Below are 15,955 nucleotides of genomic sequence, written 5' to 3' on the forward strand. Positions count from 1 at the left end.
CCGCCGGTCGTTCGTGGTGTGACCCGGTGTCCGCCGCCGAGGCCCTGGCTGACGGTTGTGCGGGTGGTGAGGGGTTCGCGGGGTGGCCTGCCGGGGTGGGGGCGGGGAGACCGTGGAGTCACCTCCGCACCGCCGGTCGTTCGTGGTGTGACCCGGTGTCCGCCGCCGAGGCCCTGGCTGACGGTTGTGCGGGTGGTGAGGGGTTCGCGGGGTGGCCTGCCGGGGCTGGGGGCGGGGAGACCGTGGAGTCACCTCCGCACCGCCGGGCCGTTCGTGGTGTGACCCGGTGTCCGCCGCCGAGGCCCTGGCCGACAGTGGTGTGACCCGGTGTCCGCCGCCGGTGGCTCCCGCCGAGGGGTCGGCGGTGGTCAGGGGGACGCGGGCTGCCCGCCGGGGTGGGGGCGTGAGGTGGCTTCGCCTTCCGGTGTCGGTCCAGGTGCCTCCGGCCCGTCCGGTGTTCGGCGGCGGGGGGTGAAAAGCCGCGAGGTCCGCCCCCGCACCGGCCGCCCATAGAATCACCGGGTGACCGCCCCCGCACCCCCGGCCGAAACCCTCCGCAGCGCCCTCGCCGCCCTCCTCGACGGCCTTCCCCCCAAGCAGGCCGCCCAGGCGGTGGATCGCCTGATCACCGCCTACCGGGGAGCCACCCCCACCGACAGCCCCATCCTCCGCGATCGCGCGGACGTGGCCGCCTACGCCGCCTACCGCATGCCCGCCACCTTCGAGGCGGTCCACGCGGCCCTGGAGGCGTTCGCCGAGGCCGTCCCCGACTGGAGTCCCGCCGACCACACCGACGTCGGCGGCGGCACCGGCGCCGCGACCTGGGCCGTCGCCGCCACCTGGCCGGGCGACCGGGCGGTCACCGTCCTCGACTGGTCCGAGCCCGCGCTCGCCCTCGGCCGCGAGATCGCCGCCGCCAACCCGGCCCTGAAGGACGCCCGCTGGCAGCGCGCCAGGATCGGCCAGGACCTCGCCCTGCCCGCGACGGACCTGGTCACCGTCTCGTACGTCCTCAACGAACTCGCCCCGGCCGACCGCACCGCCCTCGTGGACACCGCGGCGGCGTCGGCACGGACGGTCGTGATCGTCGAGGCCGGGACCCCCGCCGGGTACGCCCGTGTCATCGAGGCCCGCGACCGTCTCGTCGCCGCCGGTTTCCGCGTCGCCGCGCCCTGCCCCCACAGCGCCGCCTGCCCGATCGCCCCCGGCGAGGACTGGTGCCACTTCTCGGCGAGGGTCAGCCGCTCCTCCCTCCACCGCCAGGTCAAGGGGGGCTCCCTGCCGTACGAGGACGAGAAGTTCAGCTACGTCGCCGCGACCCGGCTCCCCGCCACCCCGGCGCCGGCCCGGGTGATCCGGCGTCCCCAGATCCGCAAGGGCCAGGTCCTCCTCGACCTCTGCGAGCCGGACGAGCAACTGACCCGCCGCACGGTCACCAAGCGCCACGGCGACCTGTACAAGGCGGCGAGGGACGCGGCGTGGGGCGACGCCTGGCCCCCGCCGGAGAGGCCGTAGCCCCGATCCGCAGTGGCCGCGTCACGCGGGCGCTTCCCCCGCCGCGTCACGCGGGCGCTTCCCCCGCCGCGTCACGCGGGCGCTTCCCCCGCCGCGTCCGCGTCCGCGTCCCGCTTCTCCCGCAGTTTCCGCAGCAGCTCGCGCTTGTGCGCCTGCGGGTCCCGCGCGCCGCCGATCCGGCCGTCGCGATCGCCGCCGCGCAGGGCCTTGCGGCCGATGTTGCTGCGCGTACCGCCGACGCCGAGCATGCCGCCCGATCCACCTCGCGCCATGACCTGCTCCTTTCACGCCTCGCACTCAAAACGAGACGTCTCGTCTCGATTACTGACTCCACTCTCCGGCGAGACGCACCGTCTTGTCAACCTGGTAGGTTCGCTTCATGGCCACCCACAACCCCAAGCAGCCCGCCCCCGACACCACCCGCCGCAGCGAGCGCTCCCGCCGCGCCATCTACGACGCCGCCCTCGACCTCGTCGCCGAGGTCGGCTACCCCAAGACCACGATCGAGGGGATCGCAGCCCGTGCCGGTGTCGGCAAGCAGACGATCTACCGCTGGTGGTCGTCGAAGGCGGAGGTCCTGATGGAGGCGTTCCTCGACCTGGGCGAGCAGGCGGCCCGCGAGGCCGGCCCCGAGGCGGCGTACACCATCCCGGACACCGGTGACCTCGCCGCCGACCTCAAGGCCGTACTGCGGCTCACCGTGGACCAGCTCAAGGACCCCCGCTTCGAGGCCCCCTCCCGCGCCCTGGCCGCCGAGGGCGTCGTCAACGAGGAAGTCGGCCGGGCCTTCATGACCAAGCTCCTCGAACCGTCGCTCCAGCTGTACGTCGACCGGGTGCGCGCCGCCCAGGAGGCCGGCCAGGTGCGCCCCGAGATCGACCCGCGCATCGCCCTCGAACTCTGGGTCTCCCCCCTCGCCCAGCGCTGGCTCCAGTACACCGGTCCGATCAGCTACGACTACACCGACACCCTCGTCGACTACGCCCTCCACGGCATCGCACCCCGCTGAGTGCCCCACCTCGGTTCCGGACCCCCGAAGCCGTGGAAAGTGGGACCATAGGGCATGCTGTTCCGCACGACAGCGAGGCGAGGGTGGTAGATGAGCGCGGAGTCGGGGGGCCTGACCGGCCTGCAGGGCAAACTCTCCCAGTGGCTGCGCGGACGCCGGCCGAAGGAGGCCGACGCCGGGGACGAAGGCGGTCGTGAGGCCCTGCTGCTGGCCGCCGCCTCAGCGGGACTCCCGCTCGCGCCCGCCGCGCACCCCGCCCCCGGATACCGGTGTTCCTGCGACCGGGTCGGCTGTCCCACGCCCGCCCGTCACCCCGTGTCCTTCGCCTGGCAGACCCAGTCGACCACCGACCGCGCGCAGATCGAGCGCTGGGCCCGGCACCAGCCGCAGGCCAACTTCATCACCGCGACCGGCATGGTCCACGACGTCCTGGACGTCCCCCTGGAGGCCGGCCGGGAGGCCCTGGAGCGGCTGCTGGCCTCCGGCATCGAGGTCGGCCCGGTCGCCGAGAGCGACGACGGGCGGCTCCTCTTCTTCACCCTCACCCGCGGCACCCCCGAGGACGAGGACGAGTGGTGGCCGTGCGAACTGGACTGCCACCCCGAGACCGCGGACGAGCACCCCGGCCTGCGCTGGCACTGTCGCGGCTCCTACGTCCTCGTGCCGCCCGCCCGGCTGCCCGGCGGCCAGACCGTGCACTGGGTCCGCGGCCTCGAACACCCGCTGCCCGACCCGCTGAGCCTCCTGGAAGTCCTCACCGACGTCTGCGCCCGCCACGTGGGCGAGGAGCCGGACCACGCCAACACGGCCTGGCCCCTGCGCCGATAGCGTCCCGAGCGCTAGGAGCCCTGCGCGGACGTCAGGCCCTGGATCCGGCCGATCACATCGACCTGTCGGTCGTCCGCGCCCTTCGGCGGGTCGAGCGCCACCTCGTTGGAGACGAACTCCATCATCAGCGACTGCTTGATCTCACCGGTCGTCAGCGCGAGCACGGCCGCACCGGGACTGGGGACCGACGTACCGGAGTGGGCCGTCTCCTTCACGTAGTGGTGCGTGGCGAAGAACACCAGCGCCCCACCGTCCTTCGTGCGCAACGCCAGCGGTGCGTACGCGTCGTTCGCCAGCGGCGCGTCGATGTACTGCGTGGCCAGGCCCGGCCTGATGGCGTCCTTGGCCCGATCCGCCCGCCACACGCTGGTGTGGGTGCCGTCCGCGAAGACGTCTCCGGCGCCGTTCTTCAGATAGCTGGTGTAGTCCTTGCTCAGGTCCCCGGGTTCGGTGGCCAGACCGGTCGAGTTCGCCGGAACCGCCTCGGCCCAGCCGTCCGCGTCCTTCTTGAACTCCGGCACCTTGCCCTCGGCCACCAGCGTCAGATACGCCACCTGGAACGGCTCGTTCAGACCGTCACGGGTGAACACCAGCAGCCAGCGCGCGGTACCGCCCTTGTTGCCGGCCGCGTCGGCGACGAACCAGCGCGGCCAGCCCGCCTTCTTGGGGATGGTGTACGTCACGTCCGACAGCTTCAGCGGAGTGTGCGAGGCGTTCCCGCTCGGGCTGTTGGCCTTGCCGGCCTTGAGCCGCGCCGCGTCGATGGCACCGAGCGCGCCGGTGACATGGGCGGCGTCCAGCGAGCTGTCGTACGCCTTGTCCGCCGCGTTGTACGCGTTCGTGAACTGCTGGAGCGCCTTGGCGGCCTCCGCCCTGGTGGTCGCGGGCAGCACCTCCCGCTCGCCGTGCACCACCACGCATCCGCTCGCCGTCATCGACAAAACGGTCACAGTGGCTGCTGTCAGTGCGCTCCGGTCAAGCCTGCGGAGCCTTCGAGGGCCGCGATCCCTGCTCATCAGGTGCCTTCACCTTCCCCTTCCCGGAGGCGAACCCTACCGGGGCGAGGAACAGCGCGAGCGTCGGGACCAAGTACAGCAGCCACACCGTGACCTGAAGGACGGTCGGGTCCGGCTGGAAGTTGAACACGCCCTTGAGGAGCGTGCCGTACCAGCTGTCCGGCGGGATGGTGTCGCTGATGTCGAAGGCCTTGCTGTTCACGCCGGGCAGCCAGTCGGCCTCCTGAAGATCGTGGAAGCCGTACGCCAGCACACCCGCGGCCACGACGACCAGCATGCCGCCGGTCCAGGTGAAGAACTTGGCCAGGTTGATGCGCAGGGCGCCGCGGTAGAACAGCCAGCCCAGGAAGACCGCCGTGGCGATACCGAGGGCCGCGCCGATCAGCGGGCGCGGGGTGCCGTCGCCGGCCGCGTGCACCGACGCCCACACGAACAGGGCGGTCTCCAGGCCCTCCCGGCCCACCGCGAGGAACGCGGTGGCGACCAGGGCGGCGGTGCCCATCTGCAGGGCGGCGTCCAGCTTGCCGTGCAGCTCGGACTTCAGATGCCGGGCGGTGCGCCGCATCCAGAAGACCATCCACGTCACCAGGCCGACCGAGAGGACCGACAGGGAGCCGCCGAGCGCCTCCTGCGCCTCGAATGTCAGCTCCTGCGAGCCGAATTCGAGCGCGCACCCGAAGCCGAAGGAGAGCGCCACCGCGACCGCGATGCCGGTCCAGATGGGCCGCAAGGCGTCCCGGCGGCCCGTCTTCACCAGGTAGGCGATGAGGATGCAGACGACCAGGCTGGCTTCCAGCCCCTCGCGCAGACCGATCAGGTAGTTGGAGAACACAGGTCAGGCCTCCTCGGAGAACAGCGTGCTGCCCCACCAGTCGTCCTTGTCACGGACGCCGGGCGGGACGGCGAAGACCGCTGAACCCACGTGCTGGATGTACTCGTTGAGTGCGTCGGTGGACAGATGCCGCTGGATCCGGATGAAGCCCTCGCGGACGTCCTTCTGGTACGCGAGGAAGAACAGCCCCGCGTCCAGCCGGCCGAGGCCGTCCGTGCCGTCGGTGAAGGAGTAGCCGCGGCGCAGGATCGTCGCCCCGCCGTTGGAGTCGGGGTGCGCGAGCCGGACGTGCGCGTCGGGCTTCATCGCCGGCAGGAACGGCTTGTCGCGCTCCTTCGCCCTGCCGACCGGGGCGCCCTCGCCCTTGTCGCGGCCGAAGACGTCCTCCTGCTCCTGCAGCGAGGTGCGGTCCCAGGTCTCGATGTGCATGCGGATGCGGCGGGCTACGAGGTAGGAGCCGCCGTTCATCCACGGGGCGTCCTTGGCGTCCTTGGCGTCCACCCACACGAACTTCTTCAGACGGTCCGTCTCCGTGCCCGCGATGTTGCGGGTGCCGTCCTTGAAGCCCATCAGATTGCGCGGGGTCTGCGCGTCGGGCGTGGTGGACGAGGTCTTGCCGAAGCCGAGCTGCGACCAGCGGATGACGACCTTGCCGAAGCCGATCCGGGCGAGGTTGCGGATCGCGTGCACGGCGACCTGCGGGTCGTCCGCGCAGGCCTGGATGCACAGGTCGCCGCCGCTGCGGTTCTTGTCGAGGTTGTCCCCGGCGAACTGCGGCAGGTCGACGAGTGCCTCGGGTCGCTGACCGGCGAGGTCGAACTTCCCGAACAGTGACGGCCCGAAGCCGATCGTCAGGGTCAGCCGCGACGGCTTGAGCCCCAGCGCCTCCCCGGTGTCGTCCGGCGGCGCCTCGGCGAGACCGCCGTACGCCCCTTCCCCGACCGCCTTCCCCTCGGTCATCTGCCGGGCCGCGGCCGTCCAGTCCTTGAGCATCTGCACGAACTCGGCGCGGTCGTCGGTCGTCACGTCGAACGCGGCGAAGTGCAGCCGGTCCTGCACCGGCGTGGCGATGCCCGCCTGGTGGGTGCCGTGGAACTCGACGGCAGCGCCGGTCTCGGCGGCGGTGGGGGAGAGGTCGTCCCCGGTGCGGGTCATCGCGACCGCGCCCCCCGCCGCGGCGGCACCGAGCGCGAGCCCGGCCCCGCCCCAGCCGATGAGCGCGCGGCGCGAGGGAGCCGTGGTGTTGTCTGCGTCCGTCATGGCCCCTGCCTCAGGAGGACTTGGTGACGACGGCGGCGGCGAGCTTGGACAGCGGCTCCGCGAGCGCGTTGACCCCGTCCGACAGCTGCTTGCGATCGCCGTCGCCGACCTTGTCGTACGAGGTGAAGTCGTACGACGTCTTGTCGGCGCGGTACTTGTCCAGCAGCGTGTTCAGCGCCGCGAACTGCTTGTCGAGCTTGGTGACCAGGGCCGGGTTGTTCTCCTTGGCCACGGGCTTGAGCAGCTCGTACGACTTCTCGGCGCCCTCGACGTTGCCCTTGAAGTCGACGAGGTCGGTGTGCGAGTAGCGCTCCTCCTCGCCGGTGACCTTGCCGGTGGCGACCTCGTCGAGGAGCTCCTTGGCGCCGTTGGCCATGGAGGTCGGGGTGATGTCCGCCTTGCCGACCCGGTTCTGCCAGTCGGTGAGGTCGGTGATCAGCTGGTCGGCGAGCGTCTTGTCCTCGGCGGTGATCTTCTTGTCCTGCCAGAGGGACTTCTCCAGCCGGTGCCAGCCGGTCCACTTCTGCCCGTCCTCCAGCCCGTCGGCCCGCACATCGACCTTGGGGTCGATGTCTCCGAAGGACTCGGCGACCGGCTCGGTGCGCTCCCAGCCGATGCGGGAGGGGGCGTACGCCTTCTTGGCGGCCTCCAGGTCGCCCGCCCTGACCGCGGCGGCGAAGGTCTTCGCGAGCGGCAGGGTGGCGTCGGCCTGCTCCTGCGCGTACTGGCGGTACGCGGCGACGGCCGTGTCCAGCCGCGGGTCGCGCTTGGCCGCGCTCCCGCCGGTGGCCTTGACCTGCTGGCGGATGCCGTCGCCCTTCATGCCGGGCTTGCAGGCGATCGTGTAGTCGCCGGCCTTCACCTCGGCGGTGACCTTCTGCTTGGTGCCCGGGCCGATGTTCTCCCGCTCGGCGACGATCCGGTCGTCCGGGAACAGGACGTAGACCTCGGTGACCTTGGAACCCTTGTTCTCGATCGCGAACTCCACGTGGCCGGCCGGGAACTCCTTCTTGGAGATCTCGCACTTGCTGTCCGTGGCGGTCACGTCGATCACGCGGTCGCTGTCGCCGGAGCTGGAGCTCGCCTTTTCCGTGCACCCCGTGAGGGCGGTCAGGGCCGCCACGGCGGTGGCGGTGACGACGGACAGTCTGACGGCGCGCATACGATCTCCTGAGGGTTGGATAGGCTCGCCTAACTTATCTGAGGCTTATCTATCTATGGCCCAAAGAAATTGCCAAGTAAGGGTCAAGTGACAGTCAAAGACTCAGCTCCGGGGACACGTGGAGGTACGGGACCTGCGCGGATGCTTCAATTCCCCCGTGACTGACTACGACGTGCTGCGCGTCTTCTGCGCGCCGAACGGCGGCTACGGCAATGAGCTGGGGGTCGTCCGCGAGGGGTCCGCGATCCCGGACCCGGACGAGCGACAGGCGTTCGCCGCGAAGCTCGGGTTCAGCGAGACCGTGTTCGTCGACGACCCCGAGCGGGGCGTCATCGACATCTACACGCCCTCCGTACGGCTGGCCTTCGCCGGGTACCCGTGCGTCGGGGCCGCCTGGTTGCTCGACGTGCCCGAACTCGTCACACCCGCAGGCGTCGTCGGTACCCGGCTCGACGGGGAGTTCAGCTGGATCGAGGCGCGGGCCGAATGGGCGGCGCCGCGGACGTTCCGGCAGTACGCCACCGCCGCCGAGGTGGACGATCTGGCCGTCCCTTCGGCGGGGGACTGGATCTACGCCTGGGCCTGGGAGGACGAGGCCGCCGGGCGGATCAGGGCCCGCGGCTTTCCCGGCCGGGGTGACGGTGTCGAGGAGGACGAGGCCACCGGTGCCGCCGCTCTCCAGCTCACCGCCGAACTGGGGCGCGCCCTGAACATCGTCCAGGGCGCCGGCTCCCAGATCCTCACGGCTCCGCAGCCGGGCGGCTGGGTCGAAGTGGGAGGCCGCGTCCTCCTGGAACGCTGAGGCCCACACGGCCGGCGGGAACGTCTCGGCCGAGTGCCCGGACCCCGCTGTCCAGTGCGAACGCCCGTGCGGCGGGAAGCGCGGACAGGTCCGACCGCCTGCGGTCCCCGCAGATGCGCCAGGTCCCGCTCCTGCGTCATCGGATCCGACGCCGCGTACGCGAACCGCCGCGTACCCGAACCGCTGTCACTCGGTCGGCCACCCCGGAACAGGCCTACGGCAGCGTCAGGATCTCCGCGCCCGTCTCCGTCACCACCAGCGTGTGCTCGAACTGGGCCGTTCGCTTGCGGTCCTTCGTGACGACCGTCCAGCCGTCGTCCCACATCTCGTACTCGTGCGTCCCGAGCGTCAGCATCGGCTCGATCGTGAACGTCATGCCGGGCTGGATGACCGTCGTCGCGTGCGGGCTGTCGTAGTGCGGGATGATCAGGCCGCTGTGGAAGGAGGAGTTGATGCCGTGGCCCGTGAAGTCACGGACGACTCCGTAGCCGAAGCGCTTGGCGTACGACTCGATCACGCGGCCGATGATGTTGATCTGGCGGCCCGGCCTGACCGCCTTGATCGCGCGGGCCAGGGACTCCCGGGTCCGCTCGACCAGCAGCCGGCTCTCCTCGTCGACGTCCCCCACCAGGTACGTCGCGTTGTTGTCGCCGTGCACCCCGCCGATGTACGCCGTCACGTCGAGGTTGATGATGTCGCCGTCCCGGAGCACGGTGGAGTCCGGAATGCCGTGGCAGATCACCTCGTTGAGGCTGGTGCACAGGGACTTCGGGAAACCCCGGTAGCCGAGCGTCGACGGGTAGGCGCCGTGGTCGCACATGTACTCGTGCGCCACCTTGTCCAGTTCGTCGGTGGTCACCCCGGGAGCGATCAATTTCGCGGCCTCCGCCATGGCCCGCGCCGCGATACGGCCGGCGATCCGCATCGCCTCGACGGTCTCCGGGGTCTGCACCTCCGGCCCCGTGTACGGCGTCGGCGCGGGCTTGCCGACGTACTCGGGGCGACGGATGTTTCCGGGCACGGAACGGGTGGGGGACAGGTCCCCGGGCACGAGCAGCGACTGGCCAGACATGCGGACGAGTCTATCCAGCGCGACAGGGCCGACCGCTGGGTGCTGTCTCACTGGGAGGGGAACAGGAATTTGTTGGTCGAATAAGTGACCTTGGGCGGGCAGGTGGCGCAAGCGCGCACTCCGTGCTGCGGTGACACCGTCACGGACCTTCCAGACGGACAACGCCTGGAATGCTCAGATCACTGAGACTTGGGTAACGGAACTGTCGGTGGCGAGAGAGGAGCAGGTCATGTCCTTGTTCAAGAAGCGCGCGGTCGGCAAGCCGGGCGAGTGGTACTACTGCCTGGAGCACAAGAAGGTCGAGGAAGGGCCCGAGTGCCCGGCCAAGGACCGGTTCGGGCCGTACGCGAGCCGCAAGGAGGCCGAGCAGGCCATGGAGACGGCCCGCGAGCGCAACCTCGAGTGGGAGAACGACCCCAAGTGGCACGACGCCCCGGCGGGGGGCCGCGAGGACGACTGATCACACCTGGGCCGCGGTCCTCTGGTCCCGCACCCGGGCCGCGTGCTCGTCGGTGCGGGCGTCGTACGGCATCAGCCTCGGCAGGCACAGGGCCAGGAGGCCCACCGCCCCGGCGCACAGCACCCGCCCGACCAGACGGACGTCCGTACGCCCCACACGCGGCGAAACCGCGGAAGCTGCCGAAGTTCGAGATCAGCCCCGAGTACCACAGCCGCCGGAAGTCCCGGGAGGCCCGCCAGGGGGCGGGGTCCGGGAACATCGCGCGAAGGCCGGAAGGGGGTGCGGGGGCGTCGTCGGTCACGACTCGTCATGGTCCGGGGAGGCCTCCCGGTGCGGCAACTGCTTTCGCGGCTACCAGCGGGCCGGAGGCGGCGCCGTCAGCTGGTCGGCCAGTCTCGACAGCCGGTCCCGGAACCGCCGCCGGCCCCTGGGTGTGGGCACGGCGTTCTCGCCGGCCGCCGCGCTCACCAGGTGCTGCACGGTGTCCAGATCGAGGTCCGTGCCCTCCGGTACGGCCAGCGACTCATGGGCCATCGCGGCGAGTTCGCCCTCGCCGGGACCGAGGGAGAGGACCGTCGCGCCGGCCCGCCGGGCGTCGTGGACCTGCTCCAGAAGCGGGGCGCCCGGCCGGTCCGGGGACACCACCAGCAGGGTCTCGCCGCGCCGGGCCGCCGCGAGCCGGCCAGGACCGACCGACAGATGCGCGGGGTCGGTGGGGCGCGCGTCGTGGCGTACGAGGGTGGGGGCCAGCTCCGGTGTGCCCGACCAGGCGGCCTCGTCCACCAGATGGGCCGCCAGATGCCACGGCTCGTACTCCGGCGTGCCGACCAGGAGCAGTCCGCCGCCGTGCGAGACCACCGACCCGCGCAGTACGCCCGCGAACCGCCGGGTGGCTCCCAGCCACTCGGTCCCGGCGAGCACTTCGCGCAGCAGCGCGACCCGTACGGCGTCCATGGGGTCGCATCTTGCCGCAAGAGGACGTGCGCGGCCGGTGGTTCGGCCCGGATTCGCCCGAACCGGGCAGAGCGGCACCGAGGACGACGGATCGCCCTCGGTCGGGTGCCCGTGACGCGGCTCACCCGACCGGCCGGGGCGGGCGGGGCGGACGTAAAGTCGGGCCCATGACCTCTACCGACAGTGCTGCACAGAAGGCTCCCGCCAAGGACCCCTGGGACCTTCCCGACGTCTCCGGGCTCGTCGTCGGCGTGCTCGGCGGGACCGGGCCGCAGGGCAAGGGCCTCGCCTACCGGCTCGCCCGCGCCGGGCAGAAGGTGATCATCGGCTCCCGCGCCGCCGACCGCGCCCAGGCCGCCGCCGACGAACTCGGGCACGGGGTCGAGGGCGCCGACAACGCCGAGACCGCGCGCCGCAGCGACATCGTGATCGTCGCCGTGCCGTGGGACGGCCACGGCAAGACCCTGGAGTCGCTGCGCGAGGAACTCGTCGGCAAGCTCGTCGTCGACTGCGTCAACCCGCTCGGCTTCGACAAGAAGGGCGCCTACGCGCTGAAGCCGGAGGAGGGCAGCGCGGCGGAACAGGCCGCGGCCCTGCTCCCGGACTCCCGGGTCACCGCCGCCTTCCACCATCTGTCGGCCGTGCTGCTCCAGGACCCGGAGGTCGAGGAGATCGACACCGACGTCATGGTGCTCGGCGAGGAGCGGGCCGACGTGGAGATCGTGCAGGCGCTGGCCGGCCGTATCCCCGGTATGCGCGGCATCTTCGCGGGCCGGCTGCGCAACGCCCACCAGGTCGAGTCGCTGGTCGCCAACCTGATCTCGGTCAACCGGCGGTACAAGGCGCACGCGGGGCTGCGGGTCACGGACGTGTGAGCCGATGGGGGACACTGGACGCCGTAGCGCAGCAGTGTCCCCCGACAGGAGCCCGATCCCATGCCCCGCCTCGCCCTCTACGCCCTCGCCGTCTGTCTTCTCGCCGTCGCGGCGGCGGTCGTGTCCTTCGTCCAGGGCAGCTGGCTGGGGATCGTGTGGGTGCTGCTGGCGGGGCTGTCGTCCAACATGTGCTGGTACTACCTCAAGCGGGGCCGGGCCGAGAGGTCCGTCACCCGCTGACCGAGCACAAGTTGCTCGTCTGCCAGAACCGGTACAGGTCCTGGCCGCAGTACGTCTCGAGATCGTTGATGCCGAGCGAGGCCAGAATCGAGTCGATCACGTCGAAGAACACGTGGTTGACCGCCGGCACCCACAGCAGCGCGAAAACGAACAGCAGGCCGAAGGGCGCGAAGGGCTCGATCTGGCGCTTGATGCCGTACGACAGCCAGGGCTCGACGACGCCGTAGCCGTCCAGTCCTGGCACCGGCAGGAAGTTCAGGAGCGCGGCAGAGACCTGGAGCAGCGCGAGGAACGCGAGCGCGTACCGGAAGTCCCGCGGGACCCCCTCGAGGGCGTCCAGCCAGAAGGGGGCGGTGCACACGGCAGCGAACAGGACGTTTGTCAGCGGGCCCGCCGCCGAGATCAGGCTGTGCCTCCAGCGGCCCCGGATTCGGTCGCGCTCGATGAACACGGCGCCGCCGGGCAGACCGATACCTCCCATGATCACGAACAGCACAGGCAGCACGATGCTGAGCAGGGCGTGCGTGTAGGCGAGAGGATTGAGGCTCAAGTAGCCCTTGCTCCCGACGGTGATGTCACCGCTGTGCAAGGCGGTACGCGCGTGTGCGTACTCATGCAGGCAGAGGGAGATCACCCAGGCCGCGGTGACGAAGAGGAACACCGCCACGCCAGGCAGCTCGGCGAATCCGGTCCAGGTGGCCCAGCCGGTCACCGCCGTGACGGCGCAGATCCCGAGGAAGACGGGGCTGATCCGCCGGTCGCTGTGGCGGGTGGTGGCGGTGGTCATGGGGCTCCCTGGACTGGACGAGCACGCGGCGGGACGGCCCGACGGTACCGGGCACAGGTGAGAACGTCCTGGGGTGGGGCGGAGGTTCCGTGGAAGGGTGGGGACATGGGGCTCTGGCACGTGTTCTACGCGGACTGGCAGATGGAGTGTTGCGGTACACCCTTCTCGGTGGGGGAGGAGGTGTGCTGGCCACTGCTGTTCCGCGCAGCGGACGACGTCCTCGGGGGCGGCTGGGACCACCACCTCACCGAGCTCGCCGGACCCGTGGAACAGGGTGCGGTCCGGGTGCTGCGGGACGGGGACGGCCTGGTCGCGGGGGTGTCGGAGGGTGTGCCGGGGCTGGGAGACGCTCGTGGGCTCGTCGGGCTGCTCACGGTCGAGACGCACGGGGGGCGGCTGCCCGAGGTGCGGGGGCGGGTGCGGAGTGTGCAGGTCGTGACACAGGAGTACGACGAGACGGAACCGGGTTCGCGGACTTGGCAGCCGGTGCCGGGGCGGCGGTCGCTGCGGTCGGTGGACGCGTGCCCGAAGTGGTTCGCGGGCGGTCGGGGTGAGCGATCCGAGGCGGGGGTCCTGGCCACACTGGAGGTCCTGGACAGGACATGATCCGTCCGGCGGTCCGGCCTCGCAAGAAAAACCTCGGTGGGGAGGTCGGCCACTGCGGGCGGACCACCGCTCCGGTGCTCCGGCCCGGCCGCCCGACACCCCGCTCCCAGAACCCCGTGACCGGCCCCGACCTCACCGGAGACAATGGACCCCGTGCGCTATCGCATCCTCGGCACCACCCAGGCACTCCGTCCCGACGGTACGTCCGTCCCCGTCGGTGGCACGCGGCTGCGCGCGCTGCTGACCGTTCTCGCTCTGCGGCCCGGCCGCACCGTCCCGGTGAGCCTTCTCGTGGACGAGGTGTGGGGTGACGACACGCCGGCCGACGCGACCGGTGCGCTGCAGGCGCTGGTCGGGCGGCTCAGGCGGGCGCTCGGGGCGGACGCGGTCGCCTCGGTGGAGGGCGGCGGTTACCGGCTCACGGCGGGGCCGGACGACATCGACCTGCACCGTTTCGAGCGGCTCGCCGGTGACGGCATGCGGGCGTTGGCCGACGGCGACCCCGCGAAGGCGGCCGTGGTCCTGGACGACGCCCTCGCGCTGTGGCGGGGCCCGGCGCTGGCCGATCTGCCCGACCGTACGGCCGAGGCGGCGCGCGCGCAGGCCCGCCGGCTGGATGCCCTGCGCGCCCGTCACACCGCCGCGCTCGCCCTCGGCCAGGCCGACCAGTCTCTGCCCGAACTGACCGCCCTGTGCGACACCCACCCCCTCGACGAGCCCCTCCAGGCCCTCCGCCTGCGCGCCCTGCGCGACACGGGCCGCACGGCGGAGGCGCTGGCCGCCTACGAGTCCGTACGACAGCTGCTCGCGGACCGGTTGGGAGCGGACCCAGGGGCCGAACTCCGGGCGCTGCACGGGCAGTTGCTGCGACCGGAGCCGTCCCGCGAGGACCGGTGGGCCGCTGCAGCAGCACCCGCGGGTGAGGCGGTTCGCGGTACCGACGGTGGCACCCGCACAAACGCCCCGGCCGTGCCGCACGCGACCGCACCCTCGCCCCCCGGCAACCTCCGCGCCCGTCTCACCTCCTTCGTCGGCAGGGAAGCCGACATCGAGGCGATTCGCGGAGACCTCGCCGGCGCGCGGCTGGTCACGCTGCTCGGGCCGGGCGGGGCCGGGAAGACCCGGCTCTCGCAGGAGGCCGCCGAGGCCGTGGGGGGCGTGGTGCGGGACGGGGTGTGGCTGGCCGAGCTCGCGCCGGTCGACGATCCGGACGCCGTCCCCGAGGCCGTACTCACCGCCGTAGGCGCCCGCGAGACCGTGCTGTACGGCGCCGGTGCCGAGGCGATGCGCGCCGCCGGGAGCGAGCGGCTCGACGACCCCGTGGAGCGGCTCGCCGAGCACTGCGGCCGGCGCAGCATGCTGCTGATCCTCGACAACTGCGAGCACGTGGTCGACGCGGCGGCCCGGCTGACGGAGACGCTCCTGGAACGCTGTCCGGGGCTGACCGTCCTCGCCACCAGCCGTGAACCCCTCGGTGTACCGGGGGAGTTGCTGCGGCCCGTGGAGCCCCTGCCGGAGCCGGTCGCGCTGCGGCTGCTCGCCGACCGGGGTGCCGCCGCCCGGCCCGGATTCCGGGTCGACGCCGACGAGGAGACCGCGGCGGCCTGCGCCGAGATCTGCCGGCGTCTCGATGGCCTGCCCCTCGGTATCGAGCTCGCCGCCGCCCGGTTACGGATGCTGACGGCACGTCAGATCGCCGACCGGCTCGACGACCGCTTCCGGCTGCTGACCTCCGGCAGCCGTACCGTGCTGCCCCGCCAGCAGACCCTGCGGGCCGTCGTCGACTGGTCCTGGGATCTGCTCGACGAGGAGGAACGGGACGTGCTGCGGCGGCTGTCGGTGTTCGCCGGCGGGTGCGACCTGGCCGCCGCCGAGGCCGTGTGCGGGCCCGTCGCGCTGGACGCGCTCGGCTCGCTCGTCGACAAGTCCCTGGTGGTGGCGGCGCCTTCACCGGGTCAGGGGGACGGCGAGATGCGCTACCGGCTCCTGGAGACCGTCGCCGAGTACGCCGGCGAGCGCCTGGACGAGGTGGACGGACTGCGCGCCGACGCCGAGCGCGCGCATCTGACGTACTACCGTGAACTCGCCCGCACCACCGACCCGTTGCTGCGCGGGCCCTGCCAACTCGCCGCCATCGGGCGGCTGGAGCGCGAGTACGAGAACCTCCGCACCGCCCTGCGCCGGGCCGTGGCCGACCGCGACGAGCAGGAAGGGCTGTGCCTGGTCCTGTCGCTGGCCTGGTACTGGCAGATGCGCGACCTGCGCATCGAGGCCCGCAACTGGTCCCGCGACGTCCAGGGCCTGGGCCCCGACCCCTTCACCGAGCCGGTCCGCCCGGCCGCGCCGGTGTGGGAGCGCTGCACGGACACCCCGCCGCCCTGGACCGGCGAGGTTCTGGAGGAGGCCCGGCGCGGCGCCCATCTCGTCCATCTCGCCTGCATGGACACCGAGTTGGACGCCTGGCAGAACCAGCACGCGCAGACGAAGCTGCGGTCCATCGCCGCCACCTACGAGCCGGGCATGGCGCAGACCTGCCG

At 71.9% G+C, this 15,955-nt stretch carries 16 protein-coding genes and 2 pseudogenes; 9 read left to right on the forward strand and 9 right to left on the reverse strand.

The features are described 5' to 3' along the window. Nucleotides 1-522 precede the first annotated feature (522 nt). Nucleotides 523-1,515, forward strand: coding sequence for a small ribosomal subunit Rsm22 family protein (locus tag ACIRP7_RS32405; RefSeq protein ID WP_403666459.1), 993 nt, complete (start codon nucleotides 523-525; stop codon nucleotides 1,513-1,515). Between the two features lie 71 nt (nucleotides 1,516-1,586). Here ACIRP7_RS32405 and ACIRP7_RS32410 read toward each other — a convergent pair whose 3' ends face one another. After that, on the reverse strand, nucleotides 1,587-1,787 hold the full coding sequence (locus tag ACIRP7_RS32410; protein ID WP_403666461.1) for a DUF6243 family protein: 201 nt from the start codon (nucleotides 1,785-1,787) through the stop codon (nucleotides 1,587-1,589). A 107-nt stretch (nucleotides 1,788-1,894) separates the two neighbouring features. Between ACIRP7_RS32410 and ACIRP7_RS32415 the strand changes: the two genes are divergently transcribed. Together ACIRP7_RS32415 and ACIRP7_RS32420 are read left to right on the forward strand one after the other, a co-directional pair. Beyond that, nucleotides 1,895-2,524 carry a TetR/AcrR family transcriptional regulator gene (locus ACIRP7_RS32415; protein WP_403666464.1) on the forward strand — a complete coding sequence of 210 codons (630 nt, stop codon included), beginning with the start codon at nucleotides 1,895-1,897 and terminating at the stop codon, nucleotides 2,522-2,524. A gap of 90 nt (nucleotides 2,525-2,614) precedes the next feature. Beyond that, nucleotides 2,615-3,352: a bifunctional DNA primase/polymerase gene (locus tag ACIRP7_RS32420; RefSeq protein ID WP_403666467.1), complete on the forward strand. Its 738-nt coding sequence runs from the start codon at nucleotides 2,615-2,617 to the stop codon at nucleotides 3,350-3,352. An 11-nt stretch (nucleotides 3,353-3,363) separates the two neighbouring features. Here ACIRP7_RS32420 and ACIRP7_RS32425 read toward each other — a convergent pair whose 3' ends face one another. Genes ACIRP7_RS32425 through efeO form a run of 4 tightly spaced genes read right to left on the reverse strand, consistent with a single transcriptional unit; the run spans nucleotide 3,364 to nucleotide 7,622 of the window. Next, entirely contained in the window at nucleotides 3,364-4,368 is a 1,005-nt protein-coding gene (locus tag ACIRP7_RS32425) for a hypothetical protein (RefSeq protein ID WP_403666470.1), read from the reverse strand. Further along, the gene (gene efeU / locus ACIRP7_RS32430) at nucleotides 4,328-5,200 is read right to left on the reverse strand and encodes an iron uptake transporter permease EfeU (protein WP_403666473.1); all 873 of its coding nucleotides are present in this window, start codon (nucleotides 5,198-5,200) and stop codon (nucleotides 4,328-4,330) included. Before efeU ends, ACIRP7_RS32425 begins: the two co-directional genes overlap by 41 nt. 3 nt (nucleotides 5,201-5,203) lie before the next feature. Continuing rightward, a complete protein-coding gene (efeB, locus tag ACIRP7_RS32435; protein WP_403666476.1) occupies nucleotides 5,204-6,460 on the reverse strand; it encodes an iron uptake transporter deferrochelatase/peroxidase subunit in 1,257 nt (418 codons plus the stop codon). A 10-nt stretch (nucleotides 6,461-6,470) separates the two neighbouring features. Beyond that, entirely contained in the window at nucleotides 6,471-7,622 is a 1,152-nt protein-coding gene (efeO, locus tag ACIRP7_RS32440) for an iron uptake system protein EfeO (RefSeq protein ID WP_403666479.1), read from the reverse strand. 157 nt (nucleotides 7,623-7,779) lie between these two features. Between efeO and ACIRP7_RS32445 the strand changes: the two genes are divergently transcribed. Continuing rightward, entirely contained in the window at nucleotides 7,780-8,424 is a 645-nt protein-coding gene (locus tag ACIRP7_RS32445; protein WP_403666482.1) for a PhzF family phenazine biosynthesis protein, read from the forward strand. Nucleotides 8,425-8,638: 214 nt separating this feature from the next. On the opposite strand, the gene map is transcribed toward ACIRP7_RS32445, so the two are convergent. Further along, nucleotides 8,639-9,496, reverse strand: coding sequence for a type I methionyl aminopeptidase (gene map / locus ACIRP7_RS32450; RefSeq protein ID WP_403666484.1), 858 nt, complete (start codon nucleotides 9,494-9,496; stop codon nucleotides 8,639-8,641). A 229-nt stretch (nucleotides 9,497-9,725) separates the two neighbouring features. Between map and ACIRP7_RS32455 the strand changes: the two genes are divergently transcribed. Continuing rightward, nucleotides 9,726-9,956: a hypothetical protein gene (locus ACIRP7_RS32455; protein WP_403666486.1), complete on the forward strand. Its 231-nt coding sequence runs from the start codon at nucleotides 9,726-9,728 to the stop codon at nucleotides 9,954-9,956. On the opposite strand, the pseudogene ACIRP7_RS32460 reads toward ACIRP7_RS32455, so the two are convergent. Together ACIRP7_RS32460 and ACIRP7_RS32465 are read right to left on the reverse strand one after the other, a co-directional pair. Further along, nucleotides 9,957-10,108: pseudogene (locus ACIRP7_RS32460) on the reverse strand (MFS transporter); the annotation flags it as partial. A gap of 199 nt (nucleotides 10,109-10,307) precedes the next feature. After that, the gene (locus ACIRP7_RS32465) at nucleotides 10,308-10,910 is read right to left on the reverse strand and encodes a hypothetical protein (RefSeq protein WP_403666489.1); all 603 of its coding nucleotides are present in this window, start codon (nucleotides 10,908-10,910) and stop codon (nucleotides 10,308-10,310) included. 167 nt (nucleotides 10,911-11,077) lie between these two features. Here ACIRP7_RS32465 and npdG point away from each other — a divergent pair, with 167 nt between their 5' ends. After that, nucleotides 11,078-11,785, forward strand: a complete 708-nt coding sequence (npdG, locus tag ACIRP7_RS32470; RefSeq protein ID WP_059205912.1) for an NADPH-dependent F420 reductase — start codon at nucleotides 11,078-11,080, stop codon at nucleotides 11,783-11,785. 60 nt (nucleotides 11,786-11,845) lie between these two features. Next, nucleotides 11,846-12,025 carry a hypothetical protein gene (locus ACIRP7_RS32475; RefSeq protein WP_403666492.1) on the forward strand — a complete coding sequence of 60 codons (180 nt, stop codon included), beginning with the start codon at nucleotides 11,846-11,848 and terminating at the stop codon, nucleotides 12,023-12,025. On the opposite strand, the gene ACIRP7_RS32480 is transcribed toward ACIRP7_RS32475, so the two are convergent. Next, nucleotides 12,015-12,812: a site-2 protease family protein gene (locus ACIRP7_RS32480; protein WP_403666495.1), complete on the reverse strand. Its 798-nt coding sequence runs from the start codon at nucleotides 12,810-12,812 to the stop codon at nucleotides 12,015-12,017. The two genes, ACIRP7_RS32475 and ACIRP7_RS32480, sit on opposite strands and share 11 nt — an antisense overlap. Nucleotides 12,813-12,917: 105 nt before the next feature. On the opposite strand from ACIRP7_RS32480, the gene ACIRP7_RS32485 reads away from it, so the two are divergent. Both ACIRP7_RS32485 and ACIRP7_RS32490 read left to right on the forward strand, forming a co-directional pair. Further along, nucleotides 12,918-13,418 carry a DUF6578 domain-containing protein gene (locus ACIRP7_RS32485; RefSeq protein ID WP_403666497.1) on the forward strand — a complete coding sequence of 167 codons (501 nt, stop codon included), beginning with the start codon at nucleotides 12,918-12,920 and terminating at the stop codon, nucleotides 13,416-13,418. A 144-nt stretch (nucleotides 13,419-13,562) separates the two neighbouring features. After that, a pseudogene (locus ACIRP7_RS32490) lies at nucleotides 13,563-14,225 on the forward strand (BTAD domain-containing putative transcriptional regulator); the annotation flags it as partial. Nucleotides 14,226-15,955 lie beyond the last annotated feature (1,730 nt).

It is taken from the genome of Streptomyces sp. NPDC102270 (genome assembly GCF_044766405.1).
Lineage (GTDB): Bacteria > Actinomycetota > Actinomycetes > Streptomycetales > Streptomycetaceae > Streptomyces.